Origin of the sequence: Arthrobacter sp. 8AJ, assembly GCF_902506025.1 — a bacterium.
In the GTDB taxonomy this organism is placed as follows: Bacteria; Actinomycetota; Actinomycetes; order Actinomycetales; family Micrococcaceae; genus Arthrobacter.
In genome coordinates this window covers 1576492-1593608 of the sequence record NZ_LR733289.1, presented here as the reverse complement: position 1 = coordinate 1593608, position 17117 = coordinate 1576492, and the positions used below count along the sequence as shown (strand labels likewise).

Annotated in this window: 12 protein-coding genes; 3 read left to right on the top strand and 9 right to left on the bottom strand. The window is 65.1% G+C overall.

Going from position 1 to position 17117, the window contains the following annotated elements:
- Positions 1-136: 136 nt before the first annotated feature.
- Genes BACI349Y_RS07405 through BACI349Y_RS07390 form a run of 4 tightly spaced genes read right to left on the bottom strand, consistent with a single transcriptional unit; the run spans position 137 to position 8482 of the window.
- Positions 137-1603: a sensor histidine kinase gene (locus tag BACI349Y_RS07405; RefSeq protein WP_159631565.1), complete on the bottom strand. Its 1467-nt coding sequence runs from the start codon at positions 1601-1603 to the stop codon at positions 137-139.
- Between the two features lie 27 nt (positions 1604-1630).
- Positions 1631-6484, bottom strand: a complete 4854-nt coding sequence (locus tag BACI349Y_RS07400) for an NAD-glutamate dehydrogenase (RefSeq protein ID WP_159631564.1) — start codon at positions 6482-6484, stop codon at positions 1631-1633.
- A 55-nt stretch (positions 6485-6539) separates the two neighbouring features.
- On the bottom strand, positions 6540-7844 hold the full coding sequence (locus BACI349Y_RS07395) for an AAA family ATPase (protein ID WP_159631563.1): 1305 nt from the start codon (positions 7842-7844) through the stop codon (positions 6540-6542).
- Positions 7841-8482: a hypothetical protein gene (locus tag BACI349Y_RS07390; protein WP_159631562.1), complete on the bottom strand. Its 642-nt coding sequence runs from the start codon at positions 8480-8482 to the stop codon at positions 7841-7843. The genes BACI349Y_RS07395 and BACI349Y_RS07390 overlap by 4 nt, the downstream gene beginning before the upstream one ends.
- Before the next feature lie 152 nt (positions 8483-8634).
- On the opposite strand from BACI349Y_RS07390, the gene BACI349Y_RS07385 reads away from it, so the two are divergent.
- A complete protein-coding gene (locus BACI349Y_RS07385) occupies positions 8635-8850 on the top strand; it encodes a helix-turn-helix domain-containing protein (protein ID WP_018768505.1) in 216 nt (71 codons plus the stop codon).
- Between the two features lie 5 nt (positions 8851-8855).
- Here BACI349Y_RS07385 and BACI349Y_RS07380 read toward each other — a convergent pair whose 3' ends face one another.
- Positions 8856-9425, bottom strand: coding sequence for a hypothetical protein (locus BACI349Y_RS07380; protein WP_159631561.1), 570 nt, complete (start codon positions 9423-9425; stop codon positions 8856-8858).
- A 138-nt stretch (positions 9426-9563) separates the two neighbouring features.
- Here BACI349Y_RS07380 and BACI349Y_RS07375 point away from each other — a divergent pair, with 138 nt between their 5' ends.
- Positions 9564-10451, top strand: a complete 888-nt coding sequence (locus BACI349Y_RS07375) for a LysM peptidoglycan-binding domain-containing protein (RefSeq protein ID WP_159631560.1) — start codon at positions 9564-9566, stop codon at positions 10449-10451.
- Between the two features lie 84 nt (positions 10452-10535).
- On the top strand, positions 10536-11042 hold the full coding sequence (locus BACI349Y_RS07370; protein WP_201302405.1) for an Rv3235 family protein: 507 nt from the start codon (positions 10536-10538) through the stop codon (positions 11040-11042).
- A gap of 115 nt (positions 11043-11157) precedes the next feature.
- On the opposite strand, the gene secA is transcribed toward BACI349Y_RS07370, so the two are convergent.
- From secA to BACI349Y_RS07350, 4 genes are all read right to left on the bottom strand, one after another.
- Entirely contained in the window at positions 11158-13899 is a 2742-nt protein-coding gene (secA, locus tag BACI349Y_RS07365) for a preprotein translocase subunit SecA (protein WP_159631559.1), read from the bottom strand.
- Positions 13900-13998: 99 nt separating this feature from the next.
- Positions 13999-15210 (bottom strand): winged helix-turn-helix domain-containing protein, encoded by a 1212-nt coding sequence (locus tag BACI349Y_RS07360; protein ID WP_159631558.1) that lies wholly within the window; start codon positions 15208-15210, stop codon positions 13999-14001.
- A 48-nt stretch (positions 15211-15258) separates the two neighbouring features.
- Positions 15259-15984 carry a ribosome hibernation-promoting factor, HPF/YfiA family gene (gene hpf, locus BACI349Y_RS07355; RefSeq protein WP_159631557.1) on the bottom strand — a complete coding sequence of 242 codons (726 nt, stop codon included), beginning with the start codon at positions 15982-15984 and terminating at the stop codon, positions 15259-15261.
- Between the two features lie 144 nt (positions 15985-16128).
- The gene (locus BACI349Y_RS07350) at positions 16129-17031 is read right to left on the bottom strand and encodes a ComF family protein (protein ID WP_236560756.1); all 903 of its coding nucleotides are present in this window, start codon (positions 17029-17031) and stop codon (positions 16129-16131) included.
- Positions 17032-17117: the final 86 nt, after the last annotated feature.

Sequence of the window (17117 nt, the reverse complement as noted above, 5' to 3'; positions counted from 1 at the left end):
GCCCGGCGCCGGCAAACCGGCACAGGACGACGCAACCGGCATACAGAGGCCCCGTGACACATCCATTCCGGATTGTCACGGGGCCTCTGTCAGTTCAAGCCCGCGGCCAGGTAAACCACTGGCCGGAGCACACCTCCTACTTCCCGGCCAGGCTGAGCCGGATCTTGACCTCGGTCCCGCCGCCCTCGCGGCGCTCCCACGTGATGGTGCCGCCGAGCTCGCTCGTGACGAGCGTCCGCACAATCTGAAGGCCAAGGCCCTCGACATGCGGGGTCTGCGGAAGACCCACGCCGTCGTCGGCAATGGTTACGGTCAGCTCTTCGCCGTCCTCCGCTTCGGACCGGTCGGCAACCAGCCACACGGTGCCGGCCCTCCCCTCAAGGCCGTGCTCCACAGCATTGGTCACCAGTTCGTTGATCACCAGGGCAAGCGGGGTGGCGAGATCGCTGGGGAGCTCCCCGAAGCTGCCGGAGCGTTCGGTCCTGACCTGCTGTGAAGGGGAAGCCACTTCCGCGGACAGCCGGAACTGGCGGCCGATCAGTTCGTCGAAATCGACGCTCTGCGTCAGCCCCTGCGACAACGTCTCATGGACCAGTGCGATGGTGGCCACGCGGCGCATGGCCTGCTCCAGGCCCTGCTTTGCTTCATCGCTCACCATGCGCCGGGACTGCATCCGCAGCAGGGCAGCCACCGTCTGCAGATTGTTCTTGACCCGGTGGTGGATTTCGCGGATGGTGGCGTCCTTGGTCACCAGCTCCATTTCACGGCGGCGCAGCTCTGAGACGTCGCGGCAGAGGACCAGCGCGCCGAACCGCTGCTGCTCATCCCGGAGCGGGATGGCACGCAGGGACAGGCTTACTCCCCTGGACTCAATCTCGCTGCGCCAGGGCATGCGGCCGGTGACTACAAGCGGCAGGGTCTCATCGACCAGCCGGCGGTCCTTGAGCAGGCCGGCGGTGACCTCGGCGAGCGAACGCCCCTCCAGGGACTCCCCGTCGCCCAGCCGGCGGAAGGCTGAAACTCCGTTCGGGCTCGCGTACTGCACCACCCCGTCGGCATCCAGCCTGATCAGCCCGTCGCCCACACGGGGAGCGCCCCGCCGGGAGCCCGTGGGCGAGGCAAAGTCCGGCCACAAGCCCAGGGTGCCCATCCTCAGGAGATCGTAGGCGCACTGCCGGTACGTCAACTCAAGCCGGGACGGCATCCGTGAACTGGAAAGGTCCATGTGAGTGGTAACAACCGCAAGTGTCCGCCCGTTGCGCACCATGGGAACAGCCTCGACCCGCAGGGCCATCTCACTGTTCCAGTTCGTCTCGCTGGAGCGCTCGATGGACCTGCTGTTCCATGCCTTGTCCACGAGCGGCTGCAGGTCCGAGCGGATGCCCTCACCCACGAAGTCACTGTGGAATGCCGTGTGCGTGGTGGAAGGACGCACGTGGGCCAGGGCAATGTAGCCAAGCTCCGGGTGGGGGAACCACAGCGCCAGGTCGGCGAACGCAAGGTCCGCAACCATCTGCCAGTCCCCCACCAGGAGGTGCAGCCACTCGGCATCGCCCGGCCCGAAATCAGCGTGCTCCCTGATGGGGTCCGTAAAGATTGCCACTGCACCTCCAGTTACGGCGCCTGCTTCCTAGCGCCGGACGATTGACCTCAAGAGCCTCAATGCTACCGACAGTGAGGCCATGTCGTCGGCCTCCAGTGCGTTCACCTCATCGAACATGCTCTTTGCCCGGCCCAGCTGCTCGGCATTCTGAGCCTCCCAGTCCTTGAGCCGCGCGTCCGGCGACCCGGTGGCGGACGTTGCGTCCAGCACCGCCGTCGTCATGTCCGACACCGTTGAGTACAGGTCATCGCGCAACGCTGCCCGTGCCAGCGCCTGCCACCGGTCCTGCCGGGGAAGGCTGCTGATCCGTTCAAGCAGCGAGTCCGCGTGGAACCGGTTGAACACGGTGTAGTAAACGGCCGCAATCTCCTCTACCCGGTCCCTCCGGGAGCGGGCGATCTTGGCGATGTCCAGCAGCACGAAGCTCTCGAACAGCTCGGCCCAGCGCAGCGCAAGGCCTTCCGGGAGTTCCCACTCGCGGCCCTTCGCCAGCCACGCCGCCACACGATCGCGGTCGTCGCCGCGGAGGTAGTCCAGCAGCCGGGCCCGCATGGGATCCATCAGCGGCTTGAACTCTGCCACCACCTCGGCAATGGGACGTGAAACACTTTCCTGGCTGAGCAGCCAGCGGACTGCCCGGTCCAGGAGCCGACGGATGTCCAGGTGCACTGTGCTCCAGTGCTCCGTGGGGAACGAGGCAGGCAGGCTGTTCAGCTCCCCCACCATCGCGTCCAGTTCATACACCTCGCGCAGCGCCACAAACGCCTTGGCCACGGCAACTTCGCTGGCGGACGTTTCCTCCATCACCCGGAAGGCAAACGTGATGCCGCCAAGGTTGATCATGTCGTTGGCCACCACCGTGGCGATGATTTCGCGGCGCAGCGGATGCGTGTCCAGTTCGGCGTCGAAACGTTCACGCAGCTGGTGCGGGAAGTAGGACCGCAGGGTGTCACGGAACCAGGGGTCATCAGCGAGGTCGCTGTCCCGCAGGGCCGAGGCCAGCTCGATCTTCGCATAGGCGGCCAGTACTGAGAGCTCCGGAGACGTCAGTCCCTGACCCTGCTGCAGCCGTTCCCGCAGCGTTTCCGTCGTGGGCAGCGCCTCAAGGTCGCGCTTAAGGTCGGCGCTCTTCTCCAGCCAGTCCATGAGCCGCTCGTAACTTGGGCTCCACTCCGCCACGCGCGTCCGGTCGTTCAGGAGCAGGATGTTCTGGTCGATGTTGTCTTCGAGAACCAGGCGGCCCACTTCATCGGTCATGGAGGCCAGGAAGTCTGCGCGCTCCCCCGCCGGCAGCTTGCCGGCGGCAACCATCCGGTCAACGAAGATCTTGATGTTGACCTCATGGTCGGAGCAGTCCACACCGGCGGAGTTGTCGATGGCGTCCGTGTTGAGGATGACCCCCTGCAGCGCTGCTTCAATACGGCCGCGCTGGGTCATTCCCAGGTTGCCGCCTTCACCCACTACCTTGACCCGCAGGTCCCGGCCGTTGACCCGGATGGCATCGTTTGCTTTATCGCCAACGGAGGCGTTCGACTCGGAAGACGCCTTGACGTAGGTTCCGATTCCGCCGTTGTAGAGCAGGTCAGCCGGCGCCAGCAGGATGGCGCGCAGGAGCTCCGGCGGGCTGAGCTCAGCGGTTTCCGCCGGAAGCCCCAGCGCGGCCCGGACCTGCGGCGACACGGGAATGGACTTGGCCTGGCGGGCAAAGACACCGCCGCCTTCGCTGATCAGCGACTTGTCGTAGTCGTCCCAGGAAGACCGGGGCAGGTCGAACAGCCTCTGGCGCTCCGCGAACGAGGCTGCCTCATCCGGGTTGGGGTCCAGGAAGATGTGCCGGTGGTCAAAGGCCGCCAGCAGGCGGATGTGCCGGGACAGCAGCATCCCGTTGCCGAATACGTCGCCGGACATGTCCCCCACGCCAACCACGGTGAAAGGTTCGGTCTGGGTATCCAGGTCCAGCTCGCTGAAGTGGCGCTTCACCGATTCCCAGGCGCCCCGCGCCGTGATGCCCATGGCCTTGTGGTCGTAGCCCACGGAACCCCCGGAGGCGAATGCGTCCCCCAGCCAGAAGCCGTACTCCGCGGACAGTCCGTTGGCTATGTCCGAGAAAGTAGCCGTTCCCTTGTCCGCCGCGACCACAAGGTAGGAGTCGTCGTCGTCATGCCGGACAACGTTCGACGGCGGCACGAGCCGTTCGCCGTCGCCTTCGGTAAGGAGGTTGTCAGTAAGGTCCAGCAACCCGCGGATGAACGTCTTGTAGCTTTCGACGCCTTCGGCCATCCAGGCCGCGCGGTCGGTTGCGGGGTCCGGAAGCTGCTTCGCGAAGAAGCCGCCCTTGGCTCCCGTGGGCACGATGACGGCGTTCTTGACCGTCTGCGCCTTGACCAGGCCCAGGACTTCCGTTCTGAAATCCTCCCGCCTGTCGGACCAGCGGAGCCCGCCGCGGGCAACCTTGCCGAACCGCAGGTGCACACCCTCGACGCGCGGGGAGTAAACCCAGATTTCGAACATGGGCCGCGGGAACGGCAGCCCCTCAATGTGGGCGGGATCCAGCTTGAAGCTCAGGTGCGGCTTGTTCTGGTAAAAGTTGGTGCGGAGGGTGGCCTCGATCAGGTTGACGAAGGTGCGCAGCACGCGGTCGGCATCGAGAGTGGCAACTTTTTCGATGGACGCTGCCAGTTCCTGACGCACCGAAGCCTGGGCCTCAGCGCGTTCACCATCGCTGATGGAGGGATCGAAGCGGGCCGCGAAGAGGGCGCTCAGCCCCCGGGTCACATCCGCGTTGGCCAGGAGCGTGTCCGCCATGAAGCCGAAGGAACTGCTGTTGCCCATCTGGCGCATGTACCGGGCGTAGGCGCGAAGCACGGTGATTTGCCGCCATTGCAGGCCTTCCCGCAACACCAGGCGGTCAAAGTTGTCCGATTCCGCAGCACCGGTGACGGCCGCGCCAAAGGAGTCGGCAAGGAGCCCGCCCGTGGACAGAGGGTCCACTCCTGCCGGGTACTTCAGCCCCAGGTCGTACAGGAAGAAGTCCCGGTGGTCTGCTGTTTCGATTTCAAAGGGCCGCTCGTCCAGGACCTCGAGGCCGAGGTTGTGGAAGTAGGGCAGGATCTGGCTCAGGCTCTTGGGCTCCAGCATGTAGAGCTTTACCCGGGCGTCTTCCTCCAGTGTTGCACCGGCGCCTTCGGGAAGATACACGTGGACTCCGGGACGGTCCTGCCGTGCCCCGGCGTTCCGTTCGGCAGCGGCCCCGTACTTTTCGAACCGCGCGATGTCTTCGAAGGCGTCCTCTACTTCATAGTCCACCCGGTAGCTGGCAGGGAACGCCTCGGCCCAGGTGGCAGCCAGTTCCTTGGCTTCGGCTGGGTCCCGGCCCTCGCGCAGGACCTCCGCGATGCCTTCGCTCCAGGACCTTGCCGCCCGGACCAGCCGCTTTTCCAGCTCGTCACTGTTGACATGGCTGACGTCGGCGTCCTTGGGCAGCCGGATGCGGAAGAACAGGCGCGCGAGTGCCGATTCGGTCATGCGGGCTTCGTAGTCGATCGAGACCGCCTGGAAGGTCTCCCGAAGTTCTTGTTCGATGCGAAGCCGGACGTTGGTGGTGTACCGGTCCCGGGGCAGGTACACGACGGCGGACATGAAACGCCCGTAGATGTCGGGCCTCAGGAACAGCCGGGTACGGCGCCGTTCCTGCAACTTCTGGATACCAAGCGCAGTTGCGGCCAAATCGGGGATTTCGATCTGGAACAGCTCATCGCGTGGGTAGGTTTCCAGGATTCCCAGCAGGTCCTTGCCCGAGTGCGAGTCCGGCGGGAAGCCGGCGTTCTGAAGGACAGCATCCACCTTTTCCCGGACGATGGGGATGTCGCGGACGGAGCCGGCGTAGGCGCTGGTGGCAAAAAGGCCAATGAAGCGGCGCTCGCCGTTGACGTTGCCCGCAGCGTCGAAGCTTTTGATGCCGATGTAGTCCAGGTAGGCCGAGCGGTGCACGGTGGACCGCGAGTTGGCCTTGGTGATGACGAGGGCGCGCTTTTCCCGCGCCTTTTTGCGGCCCGTATCGGTGAGGTGCTGGATGTGCGGGGAGTCCGCGGCTGCCCGGAGCAGTCCGAGGCCGCTGTCCTCGCGCAGTTCCAGGACGTCTTCGCCGTCGACGTTGAGCAGATCGTATTCGCGGTAGCCCAGGAACGTGAAGTTTCCGTCGTCCAGCCAGCGCAGCAGGTCCTTGGCCTGCCGCAATTCGGCAATCTGCGCGGAGTTGGCCACCTTGTCCAGGCTTTCGGCGATCTCCAGCGCCTTTTGGCGCATCCTTGGCCAGTCCTCGACGGCAGCCCTGACATCGTTCAGGACGCGGGTCAGGCCCGCGAGCAGGGAAGTCTTCGCTTCGTCGGAAACCCGGTGGACTTCGACGGCGATCCAGGACTCCATGTGCGAGGCATTTTCACCTTGCGCAATGAGGTGGGAGAGGTTGGGCATTGCCGCCGTGTCCCCGCTGGAAATGCCCAGATGTGCCGGAACCCTGTTGACCTTGACCAGTTCTCCCGTTTCCCGGTTCCTGGTGGCTACAAAAAGCGGGTGGACCACGAGCCGGATGGCCGCGTGCTGCCGGACAAGTTCGGCGTTGACGGAGTCGACCAGGAACGGCATGTCGTCGGTGACCACAAAGACGACGCTGCTGTCCTCTTCATCAATGATCGATATCTTCGCCTGCCCGGGCTGCCGCACGGACGCTGCCCGGCGGTGTTCCCCGGCACGGGCTTCCAGAACGTCCCGGGGGTAGCTTCGGGCATCCTCCTCAGCCAGGTGCTGGTAGTAGTCCCCCATGAAGCCTTCAAGGCCTTCAATGGAGAGGGGCTGGTCCTCCACACTGGATCCAGACGACATCGACAACGCCTCCATCAGAGATATTCGCCGCACCTTTGCAGCTCTTATGGCGAGCCTAGTCCTTTGCCCTTCGCCGTGGTGTGGAAGAAAATACAGAGGATTTGGCGTTTCGCTGGGCTGGTGCACAAACAAGTTCACGGATGGCACGCCGAAGCGCGGAGTCGGGGCAAGCTTCAAGCAGCAGTGACCCCGCAAGGAGTGCTGCGTCGGCGGCGCCGGGGTCGTAGGGCAGGAACGCTTTGAGTTCCGACGCGGGACCGTACCGTTCCCAGGCATCCCGCAACTGGCGCTCCGGGGCCCTGCCCACGGAGGAGGAACGCACCTTGTTCATGACGACAGTGGGTGAGGCCTGCGGTACAGCGCCTTCGAGTTCGGAAAGCGCACGGACCATCCGGGGTACGCCCACGGGATCAGCCGCACCAACGGCGTAGACCTCGTCCGCCAGTTCCAGGGGACGCAGCGTCGCGGCGTTCCGCCGCGGCGCCATGGTGTCGAAGCTCAGCTCTTCATCGGCTTCGAGGCAAAAGCCGGTATCCACCACCACAACGTCCGCGATCTGCCGGGCCCGTTCAAGAACAAGTGCCAGGGCAGTGGCGCGCAGCTCGGTCCAGCGGTCCGCGCGGGTTATTCCCGTAAGCACCCGGAACGTCCCGGATGCAGTGGCGACGGTGGGGGCCACCTTCCTGAGGGCGTCCGGGTCCAGCAAACCCTGGTCGGCAAGCCTGCACGCCTGGGCAAGCCCGGCCGACTCATCCAGGAGACCCAGCACCGCCGCGACGCTTGCACCGTAGGTGTCCGCGTCGACCAGCAGGACATCCCGGCCATCGGCAGCCATCTCGCCGGCGATGTTCACCGCTACAGTGGTCCTGCCGGGCGCCCCGGCCGGACCCCAGACAACGATGAGCCTGCCGGCCGGTTCGCCCTCCGGGTCAGGTTCAGGCTGCACGGGGTCTACGGCCAGCGCAGCTCCGGTGTCAGCTCCCGTGCTCAGGATGGCGGGGCGGGCCGTACCTGTCAGTTGGGCAACGGCATCGGCGATCCTGTCCGAAAGCTCCGCTGAATCCACTCCCGTCAGCGCCGAGGCGACACCAATTTTGCGGAGCCGGGCCGCCTCCTCGGCATTGTCCGTCAGTGCGATGACCGCCACCCCAACAGCTCCAAGCCGGTCGACAAGGGAAGCCGTTAATCCGTCGGACCCCTCAGCCACTACGGCCGCCCTTGCCAGACCGCTTTGACAGGCAGCGAGAAGCTCGGGAAGTTCGGTGCATCGTCGAACCACTGTCACCGGACCGTGCAGCCTTTCGAGGCCGCCCACCAGGTCCTCCCGGCTTTGGCCAACGGTGACAACCGGGATACTCATCGGGCCCCGCCCGGATTCCACACAACGGATATCTTCGCGTCGTTGGCTTGGGCACCCAGCAACGCAGGCATCTGTTTGTCCTCCACCAGGACCATCAGCACGGTGGTCTTTGACGATCCGAGGGCAGTGGACCCGGTGGTGACCTCAGCGATTTCAGCTCCGGGAAGGACGAGTTTCGGCTCGCTGAATCCGTTCTTTGCATCCGGCTGCGCCACCCAGACGTCCACCCTCGCACCAGCAACCGCCTGGGACGGCAAAGTCTGCGCGATGTTGAGCGCCACCGGCTTACGGTCCAACCGGTCCACCTCCCCAAGACTTGCCCTGGGAACCAGCTGGTCCTTGGCGATCCGCTGCACAGCGACGACGTCCTGGGGCAGGCCGTCCTCCACGGTGATGTAGTGCTGCTCCGTGTCGCCCAGGCGGACCTTCGCGCGAACCACGTTCTCCGCTGTCAGGCGCTCACCCACGGCAATGCCGTCCCGCGCCGCGAAGACCTCGGTGGTGCGGTCCGCGCTGCCGACCAGGAAAGTAACCCCGGCGACGGAGACCAGGACCAGGAGAATGCCCACCAGCAACCGCGGGTCCTTCCAGGACGGGCGCTTCAGCCGTGGCGCCGTGGCGCTTGAATCAGGAACCATGCCGTTCTCCCCCTAGGTACACCGGACCTGCCCACTCTGGCCGGACTCCTCATTGTTACCGCCAGGGACCGGGAACAAAAGTCATTTGCCTAAATACCGGCTAACTGTGGAAAACGGGCACAAACAACGTCACGTGATGGCAAAATGGGCATATGCCAAGGTTCCTCACGCTCGCAGACGTCGCCGAGCAACTCCAGATCAACTCCCCCGCCGCGTACGCCTTGGTCCGCAGCGGGGAGCTGAAGGCCATCCAGGTTGGCGGCCGCGGGCAGTGGCGCGTCGAGGAGAAGATGCTGGAGCAGTACATCGAGGAACGCTATGCCGAGGCCAGCCGCATGATCCAGGAGTCCCGCTCCAAGTCAGTGTGACGCCTCTACCCTCCGCCGGCCTTATGGGACCTGATCATCGCCAGCGCCGTAAAAGGTATCGCTGACACCTGGCCAACGCTTTGGGCCCTCCTTGCCTCGCCCGGAATCACCGCGGCAAGGTCGATGTAGTCCCGGCCAACCCGGTCAATGACGCCCTCCACCCGCGCGGCTCCGACTCCCCCGCCAATCGTCACGGTCACCTCCGTCCGATCCCGGGCAAGGGCACGCAGGGAATGGGCAAGTCCGATTGAACGGCGGACCGGGGAGTCCTCCGTCCGCACATGCCTGCCCAGGCCCACGTACCGGGCAGCGGCCGCGTAGGGAATGAGCACCTGGTGCCGTCCTTCATCCAGGACCAGCGCATCAGCTCCAACATGGGTCAGCTCCCCTTGCGCCGATTCGCCGCACAGGAGGTGGACCGTGATCCTGTAACCAACGGCCGCCCGCAGCCTGTCATCGAGCCGCAGGCCAACCATCTCGGCCCGCGTCCGCTCACTGATCTCGCTCTCGAGCGCCAGCCGGTCAGCCTCCGCTAGCTGGCTTTCCATGTCATTGAAGAGTGCATCCCAGCGCATCCCGCCAGCGTAGGTTCCCCTACCCCGCCCGTCAACGCGCCCCTCATTTCACTCCAACGTCTGGACAAAACGCGCTTAGGCGGTTCAGACTGTGTCAACCAGCATCAAACAGCATCAAACGACATCAAGGCGGTTGAAATGGGTCACTCTGATAGGACGGGAAGGTCGGATGCCGCGATAGCGCTGGCCCTGCTCGTGCTTGGAATCGTGCTCTGCATCCTGGGAGCGGGCCAGCTGGCGCAGTGGCAGGACACCGCTGCCCATCAGCAGGGGTGGACCGTGGAGGTCCTCCTGGCAGCGGCAGCAACAGCAGCCGGCCTCGGACTTTTGCTGTGGTGGGCATTTTCGATGCTGGCTGCTGGAGCCTCCGTCCTGCTGGAGCGGCTGGGCCGGAACCGGGCTGCTGCGACCGCCCGCCGGCTCTCACCTGCTTTCATGCAGCGGGCTGTGATTGCCGCCCTTTCGATGCAGCTGATAGCGGGTGCCGCGGCACATGCGGCCACCACCGCGCCGGGGCCGGAGTGGACACCCACGCACGAACAGTCCTCGGCGGCTTACGCCAATCCTGCAGCGGCGCACGTTGCTCCGACACCCCGCCAGGGCACTGGCCCGGCCCTGCATTTCTCTGTCCAACCAGGCCCAGCGGAGGTGCCACCACCCGGCCGGGAAGCCGCGTCGCCGGCATGGCAATCCACCGCGGCCCTGCCCACTGCCGCCACGCCCAGCCCGGGATGGCAACCGGCTTCCCCGGTGGTGGAGCCGGGCCTGCTCGCAGCACCGGAAACCAGGACCGCCGCCGGCACGGAGCCGGATCCGCGGGCAACGGGCGGCGGGGCGGGCCCGGTAACCGTGCTTGCCGGCGACACACTATGGGACATCGTGGCGGCCCAGCTGGGGCCGGAGGCATCGGATGTGGACATAGCCCTTGAATGGCCGCGGTGGTACGCAGCGAACCGCGGACTGATCGGCGGGAGCCCGGATGTCCTGCTTCCGGGACAGATACTCCAGGCGCCGCAGGCGCCATAGCCACTGACGCTTTCGGTGCTGCGCCGGCGCCGGGGCAGGCAATAGACCATCAGCTATTCCGCTATTCGAACCAAGGGGAACACCATGACCGCAGTGACACCTGTCCAGACCGCCCAGCGGCTGGCTGCCAACACCGTAAACGGCGGGAGGGTACTCGGGAAAACCGCGTCAGCGTCAACAACGGCGGTGACCGCAGGCCGTTCCCGCGCCGCGGACCCATCGTCCCTGAGGCCCGTCAGTGAAGCTGCGGAAGTAAGGTCCATCACCCGCGGAACGGTTCAGGCCGCCATGGAGGTCCTGGCAGGGATCCGTCCCATACACCAGCTGGCGCGCCGTCTGGATCCGCGGTGCCTGGCATCGCTGCAGCACCGGGCCGCGCTGATCAGGCGCGAGCTAACCAGGACGGGCAACCCCGCCCTGGCCCGGCTCCACCGAAACTCCACAGTCCGCTCGGTGCGGGTGTGCGAGGTGGCCGAGGGAATTTATGAGGCAAGTGCAGTCGTGGTGGATGACGTACGGGCACGTGCCGTTGCCGTCCGGCTTGAGCGCAGCAAGCAGGTCTGGCGCATCGTTGAACTCGTCATCGGCTAAGCCGTTGGGTAATTTGGTGCGCACCCGAGAGCACATGGTGCGCCATGCAAACAGGGCAGGGACCCATCGGCCCCTGCCCTGTCCATCAACGCCTGTGCACGTTTACGGCTGTGTTCTAGCGCTTTTTCTTCTTCGCCGGGCGCTTGGCGGCGTCCTGGGCAGCTGCCTTGGCAGGGTTGCCGGAGCGTCCACTTCCTGCCCGGGTTTCCACCCGGGTTTGTGTTCCGCCGGTCTCGCTGGGAGCCGTGTACTGCAACTGCGCGGGCTTTTCGGGGGCCTCAAGTCCGGCAGCATGCACCTGCGGGTCCACGTGCTCAGTGTGTCCGCCGGCGGCGTCCTGGACGACGACGTCCTGGGCCGGCGTCACCTCGACCTCAAGGTTGTACAGGAAGCCGACGCTTTCCTCCCGGATGGCTTCCATCATGCTTTGGAACATCGCGAAACCTTCGCGCTGGTACTCCACCAGCGGATCACGCTGCGCCATGGCGCGCAGGCCGATGCCCTCCTTGAGGTAATCCATCTCGTAGAGGTGTTCCTGCCACTTGCGGCCAATGACGGAGAGGACCACGCGGCGCTCGAGCTCGCGCATGCTTTCGGAGCCGATGACCTCCTCGCGGGCCTGGTACACCAGGCGGGCGTCGGAAAGGATCTCCTCCTTCAACAGCTCCACGGTGACCCTGGACTTGCCACCGGCCTCCTCGATGATGTCTTCGGGAGTAACGCTGACGGGATAGAGCGTCTTCAGGTTCGTCCACAGCTGGTGGAAGTCCCAGTCGTCGCCGTTCCCTTCCGCGGTGGCGGCGTCGATCAAGGCAGTGATGGTGTCCTCAATGAAGTACTGCACCTTCTCGTGCAGGTCATCACCTTCCAGGATCCGACGGCGGTCGCTGTAGATGGCTTCGCGCTGGCGATTGAGGACGTCGTCGTACTTCAGCACGTTCTTGCGCTGCTCAGCGTTGCGGCCTTCGACCTGTCCCTGGGCAGAGGCGATGGCCCTGGATACCAGCTTTGATTCCAGCGCAACGTCGTCCGGCACGGAGCTGTTCATCAGCCGTTCCGCCGCCCCGGAGTTGAAGAGGCGCATGAGGTCGTCGGTCAGCGACAGGTAGAACCGGGATTCACCCGGGTCGCCCTGGCGGCCGGAACGGCCGCGGAGCTGGTTGTCGATGCGTCGCGACTCGTGGCGTTCGGTGCCCAGGACGTACAGGCCGCCGAGGTCCAGGACTTCCTCGTGTTCGTCCTTGACGGACTGCTTGGCGGCTTCGAGCGCTGCGGGCCACGCGGCTTCGTATTGTTCGGAGTTCTCCTCCGGATCCAGACCGCGCTTGGCGAGTTCGGCGACGGCCGTGAATTCGGCGTTTCCGCCCAGCATGATGTCAGTACCGCGGCCGGCCATGTTCGTGGCCACAGTGACGGCACCCTTCCGGCCTGCCTGGGCGACGATGGCAGCTTCGCGGGCGTGGTTCTTGGCGTTCAGGACCTCGTGGCGGATGCCCTCCTTGGCGAGCAGCTTGGACAGGTACTCGCTCTTCTCCACGCTGGTGGTGCCCACTAGGACGGGCTGGCCCTTTTCGTGACGCTCGGCGATATCGCGGACCACGGCGTCGAACTTTACAACCTCATTCTTGAACACGAGGTCCGGCTGGTCGATCCGCTGCATGTCCCTGTTGGTGGGGATGGCCACGACGCCCAGCTTATAAGTGCTCATGAACTCGGCCGCCTCAGTCTCAGCGGTACCGGTCATGCCGGAAAGCTTGCCGTACATACGGAAGTAGTTCTGCAGCGTCACGGTGGCCAGGGTCTGGTTTTCGGCTTTGATCTCGACGCCTTCCTTGGCCTCGATCGCCTGGTGCATGCCTTCGTTGTAGCGGCGGCCGGCCAGGATGCGGCCGGTGTGCTCGTCCACGATCAGCACTTCGCCGTCCAGGATGACGTAGTCCTTGTCACGCTTGAAGAGTTCCTTGGCCTTGATGGCATTGTTCAGGAACCCGATCAGCGGGGTGTTGGCGGACTCGTACAGGTTGGAGATGCCGAGGTAGTCCTCCACCTTTTCGATCCCGCTCTCCAGGACGCCCACCGTGCGCTTCTTTTCGTCGACCTCGTAGTCCTTTTCGGGCTGCAGCCGGAGCACCACTTTGGCGAATTCGCTGTACCAGCGGTTGGTGTCCCCCTGGGCAGGTCCGGAGATGATCAACGGGGTGCGTGCCTCATCGATGAGGATTGAGTCCACTTCATCGACGATGGCGAAGTTGTGGCCGCGCTGGACAAGTTCGGTCCGGTCCCATGCCATGTTGTCGCGCAGGTAGTCGAAACCAAACTCGTTGTTGGTCCCGTACGTGATATCGGCGGCGTACTGCTGGCGGCGGACGGCGGGATCCTGGTTGGCAAGGATGACACCGCTGGTCAGGCCCAGGAAGCGGTAGACACGGCCCATGAGCTCGGACTGGTATTCGGCGAGGTAGTCGTTGACCGTGACCACGTGGACGCCCTTGCCGGTAAGGGCATTCAGGTAGGCGGGAGCGGTCGCCACCAGGGTCTTGCCTTCACCGGTCTTCATTTCAGCGATGTTGCCCAGGTGCAGGGCGGCGCCGCCCATCAGCTGGACGTCGAAGTGGCGCATGCCCAAGGTGCGGGAGGACGCTTCACGCACTGCTGCGAAGGCCTCCGGAAGCAGGTCGTCGAGCTTCTCGCCGTCCTGGTGGCGGGCGCGGAGGCGGTCCGTCTCCTCGCGCAGTTCGGCGTCGGTAAAGGTCTTGAATGAGTCTTCGAGGGCGTTGATGGAATCGGCATAGTTCCGCAACTGCCGGAGTGTTTTCTTGTCACCCGTGCGGAGAATTTTTTCGATAAGTGATGCCACGTGAAGATGCTCCCAGTCTGATGCCGCCGAATTCTGGCGTGTTCAGTCTACGGGAGAGACACGCCGCCGGTGCCCCTTTTCCCTGAGAGCGGATACTCCCTACGGACGTGCCAGCTCCTGCGCCAGCCGGGCGGCGAGGTCTCCTGCCAGCCCCACTTCCACATCCGGCAGGCCAAGCCACTGGCCCATAAGCTTCAGCTCGGCGGCAAGTTCGACGGCGGTATCCGCCGGTGCGTCGGGCTCGGCGAACGCGGCCCTCGCCAGCAACCGGCCGGCGGCCCGGTCCGCTTTCAAATCCACCCGTGCCACGATCCTGTCACGCAGCAGGAACGGCAGCACGTAATAGCCGAAGCGCCGGTTGGGTTCCGGGGTGTAGATCTCGATCCGGTAATGGAAGCCGAACAGCTCGGAAAGGCGCCGCCGCTCAAAGACCAGGGAGTCGAACGGGCTCAAGAGCGCGCGGCCGGTGGCACGCCGCGGCAGCAGCGAATCGACATGCCGGAAAATCTTCCGGTTCCAGCCCGCCACAGTGACGGGTTCCAGCCTGCCTTGCTCCACCAGGTGCTCCACAGCCAGGGCTGTGGCCTTGACCGGAGTCCGGAAGTAGTCGGCGAAGCAGCGGATGGTGCCGATTCCGTGGGCCTGGGCGGCCGCGTCGGTCAGGCGCCGGAGTGCAGCCTCGGGATCCTTCTCCCCTGCCGCGGCGGCCGCATCCGGGAGGACCTTGGAGGTCAGCGTGTACCTGCGTTCGAACTGCCCGGTCCGGGAGGCCGCCGACACCAGACCCGCTTCGAAGAGGTGTTCAAGGACCCGTTTCACCGCGTTCCAGTTCCATCCCCAGTTGTCCGCCTGTTTCTCTTCGACATGCCCAATCCGTGCCGTCAGTTCAGATGCCGTCATGGGCCGGGAGCGGGCGAGGACCGCCAGGATCCTGGCAGCAACATCGTCCCGGAGCACGGGGTCCATCCGGGACGCGCCCACCCAGGCCCGCTTTTGCCAGAGAAGGAGGTCCTGGTAATGCTCCGGCCGGATGTAGCTGGCTTCGTGTGCCCAGTATTCGAACATCCGTCGCGGGTGGCTGGCGGACATGCGCTGCAGGATGTCCCGGTCATAGTTGCCAAGGCGGGAATAGAAGGGCAGGAAGTGGCTGCGGACCAGGACGTTTACGGAGTCGATCTGGACCAGCTGGAGACGGGCAAAGGTACGGCCCACCGTCCGTGCTGTCACGGGGCCGGTGGGCCGTCCTTTGTGGAGTCCCTGCGCTGCCAGCGCGATCCGCCGGGCCTGGTCAAGGCTCAGCGTTGCCGACAATTCAGACCTCTCTGGTGGTTGGTACCACCTTGGACGTTGGCAGGTACGTCAGACAGTGGCGGCTGCGTCGTCGGAGCGGTAGGCAAGGACCTTTTCCTCCACGACAGTGTCGCCTGGCTCGCATTCGTGGTCCAGGGTGATGACGCCGTAGGTCCAGCCGCGGCGGCGGTAGACCACGGACGGCGTGTTGGTGGCCTTGTCCACGAAAAGATAGAAGTCGTGGCCGACGAGCTCCATGTTGTCCACGGCGTCGTCGAGGGTCATGGACGCAGCGGGGAAGACCTTGCGCCGGATCAGTACCGGCGAGCTCCCGGCCGGGATGTCATTCTCGACATCGTAGGGGGACTTTTCCTCCGGCGCCTGCGCTGTTTCGCTCCTGCGGTTGGCCTCGAGGTAGAGCGGTTCGTGCGCGCTGGCTGGTTCCAGGGAGGCGGTAGCTTCACGGACGGCCTTGGGCGTGTGGCGGCCATGGTGGACCTTTTTGCGGTCCTTCGCGCGCCGGAGGCGCTCAAGCAGTTTGTTGTAGGCGAGGTCAAAGGCGGCAAATTTGTCTGCGGCGCTCGCTTCGGCACGGATTACGGGGCCCCTGCCCAGGACTGTCACTTCAACGGTCAACTGGTCGCCGGTTTGCCGGGCGTTGGTCTCCTTGGAGACTTTCGTATCCACCCGCTGGATCTTGTCGCCAAGCGATTCGATCTTTGCGATCTTTTCCCCGGCGTATTCGCGGAACCGGTCTGAAACGGTCAGATTTCGTCCGCTGATCATAAACTCCATGGTGCCCTCCAAATGACTTCGGTGACACGACGGCGGCACTTCCCTGGGCCGGGCTGTTTGACAGTCGAGCCCCTCTCCGAGCCGCCATCGAAAGGTACATTCTGTTCTTGGTACCCACCACCGACGTTAGTTCATAGCCACCTGTTATTCATCCTTTCCCGGTTTATTTTTTTCTAAGTCATGGCTCCTTCCGTGCGGTCCGGCGGCGGGGGTGCCGGGGTCCGCCGCAGCGGGCGGGCGTGTCGCGGCAAGCACGACGGCGCCCCTCACCTGGGCTCCGGCCAGGTGCAGGGCACGGGCTGCTTCTCCGATGGTGGCGCCGGTTGTCAGGACGTCGTCGACAATGATGCAGGCACGGCCCACGACCTTGGTTCGGGCGCGGGATGTGACCTGCATGGAACCCCTGACACGCTGCGAGCGGGCGCCCCTGCCCAAACCTTTTTGGCCGGCCAGACCTTTTTGGCCGCCCAGAGCCTTTGGCCCTTCCAGACGGACCCGCGACTTCTTGCCCAGGACATCCGCGACGTCGAGGCCTGGCAGTTGCCGTGCGGCCTCCTTCAGGAGCAGATGGACGGGGCTGAACCCCCGGTTGACGTACGCCGCGGTGCCGGTGGGCACCGGAACCAGCAGGAACCCGCTGCTGCCCCGGGCCGCTGCCCTGACTGCTACGGCCAGCGCCCGGCCAAGGTTCCTCCCAAGCTGGTGCTGGCCGCGCCTTTTGAATGACAGCAGGCCTTGGGCCAACTCGTCCCGGTACACCCCCGCGGCCACCACCGGCAGCATGATGGTCCCGTCGACATCCATCAGCGCGGGGGCTCCGCTTTCCGCACGGAAAGGCTCCCTGGTCAGCTGGCGGATGCGGCTGCCGCACGGGGCGCAAAGGGTGCGGTCTTCGGCCCCGCAGCAGACGCAGTCCACCGGCACCGCCAGGGCGAGGAGATCTGCCGCCGCGCCGGACACCCAGTCGGCAAGGCGCAGGAGCGCTGCGGAGTGTTCGGCCCTGTGCAGTGCCGGCCAGGGCGGCGGCGGTTCAAGGTCGGGGTCCATCCGGCGGGTCCCCTGCCGGCCAGGTCCAGCTGTTCCGCTTCCACCGGATATTCCGTTCACTGCCCCAGCATGCATCAGATGCCCTG

What these genes read in the sequence shown, in the direction of transcription:
- BACI349Y_RS07395 (WP_159631563.1), bottom strand. Translation starts at nt 7,844, where the DNA reads ATGAGTATCCCGGTTGTCACCGTTGGCCAAAGCCGGGAGGACCTGGTG.
- BACI349Y_RS07350 (WP_236560756.1), bottom strand. Translation starts at nt 17,031, where the DNA reads ATGGACCCCGACCTTGAACCGCCGCCGCCCTGGCCGGCACTGCACAGG.
- BACI349Y_RS07390 (WP_159631562.1), bottom strand. Translation starts at nt 8,482, where the DNA reads ATGGTTCCTGATTCAAGCGCCACGGCGCCACGGCTGAAGCGCCCGTCC.
- BACI349Y_RS07385 (WP_018768505.1), top strand. Translation starts at nt 8,635, where the DNA reads ATGCCAAGGTTCCTCACGCTCGCAGACGTCGCCGAGCAACTCCAGATC.
- BACI349Y_RS07370 (WP_201302405.1), top strand. Translation starts at nt 10,536, where the DNA reads ATGACCGCAGTGACACCTGTCCAGACCGCCCAGCGGCTGGCTGCCAAC.
- BACI349Y_RS07375 (WP_159631560.1), top strand. Translation starts at nt 9,564, where the DNA reads ATGGGTCACTCTGATAGGACGGGAAGGTCGGATGCCGCGATAGCGCTG.
- BACI349Y_RS07380 (WP_159631561.1), bottom strand. Translation starts at nt 9,425, where the DNA reads ATGCGCTGGGATGCACTCTTCAATGACATGGAAAGCCAGCTAGCGGAG.
- hpf (WP_159631557.1), bottom strand. Translation starts at nt 15,984, where the DNA reads ATGGAGTTTATGATCAGCGGACGAAATCTGACCGTTTCAGACCGGTTC.
- BACI349Y_RS07400 (WP_159631564.1), bottom strand. Translation starts at nt 6,484, where the DNA reads ATGTCGTCTGGATCCAGTGTGGAGGACCAGCCCCTCTCCATTGAAGGC.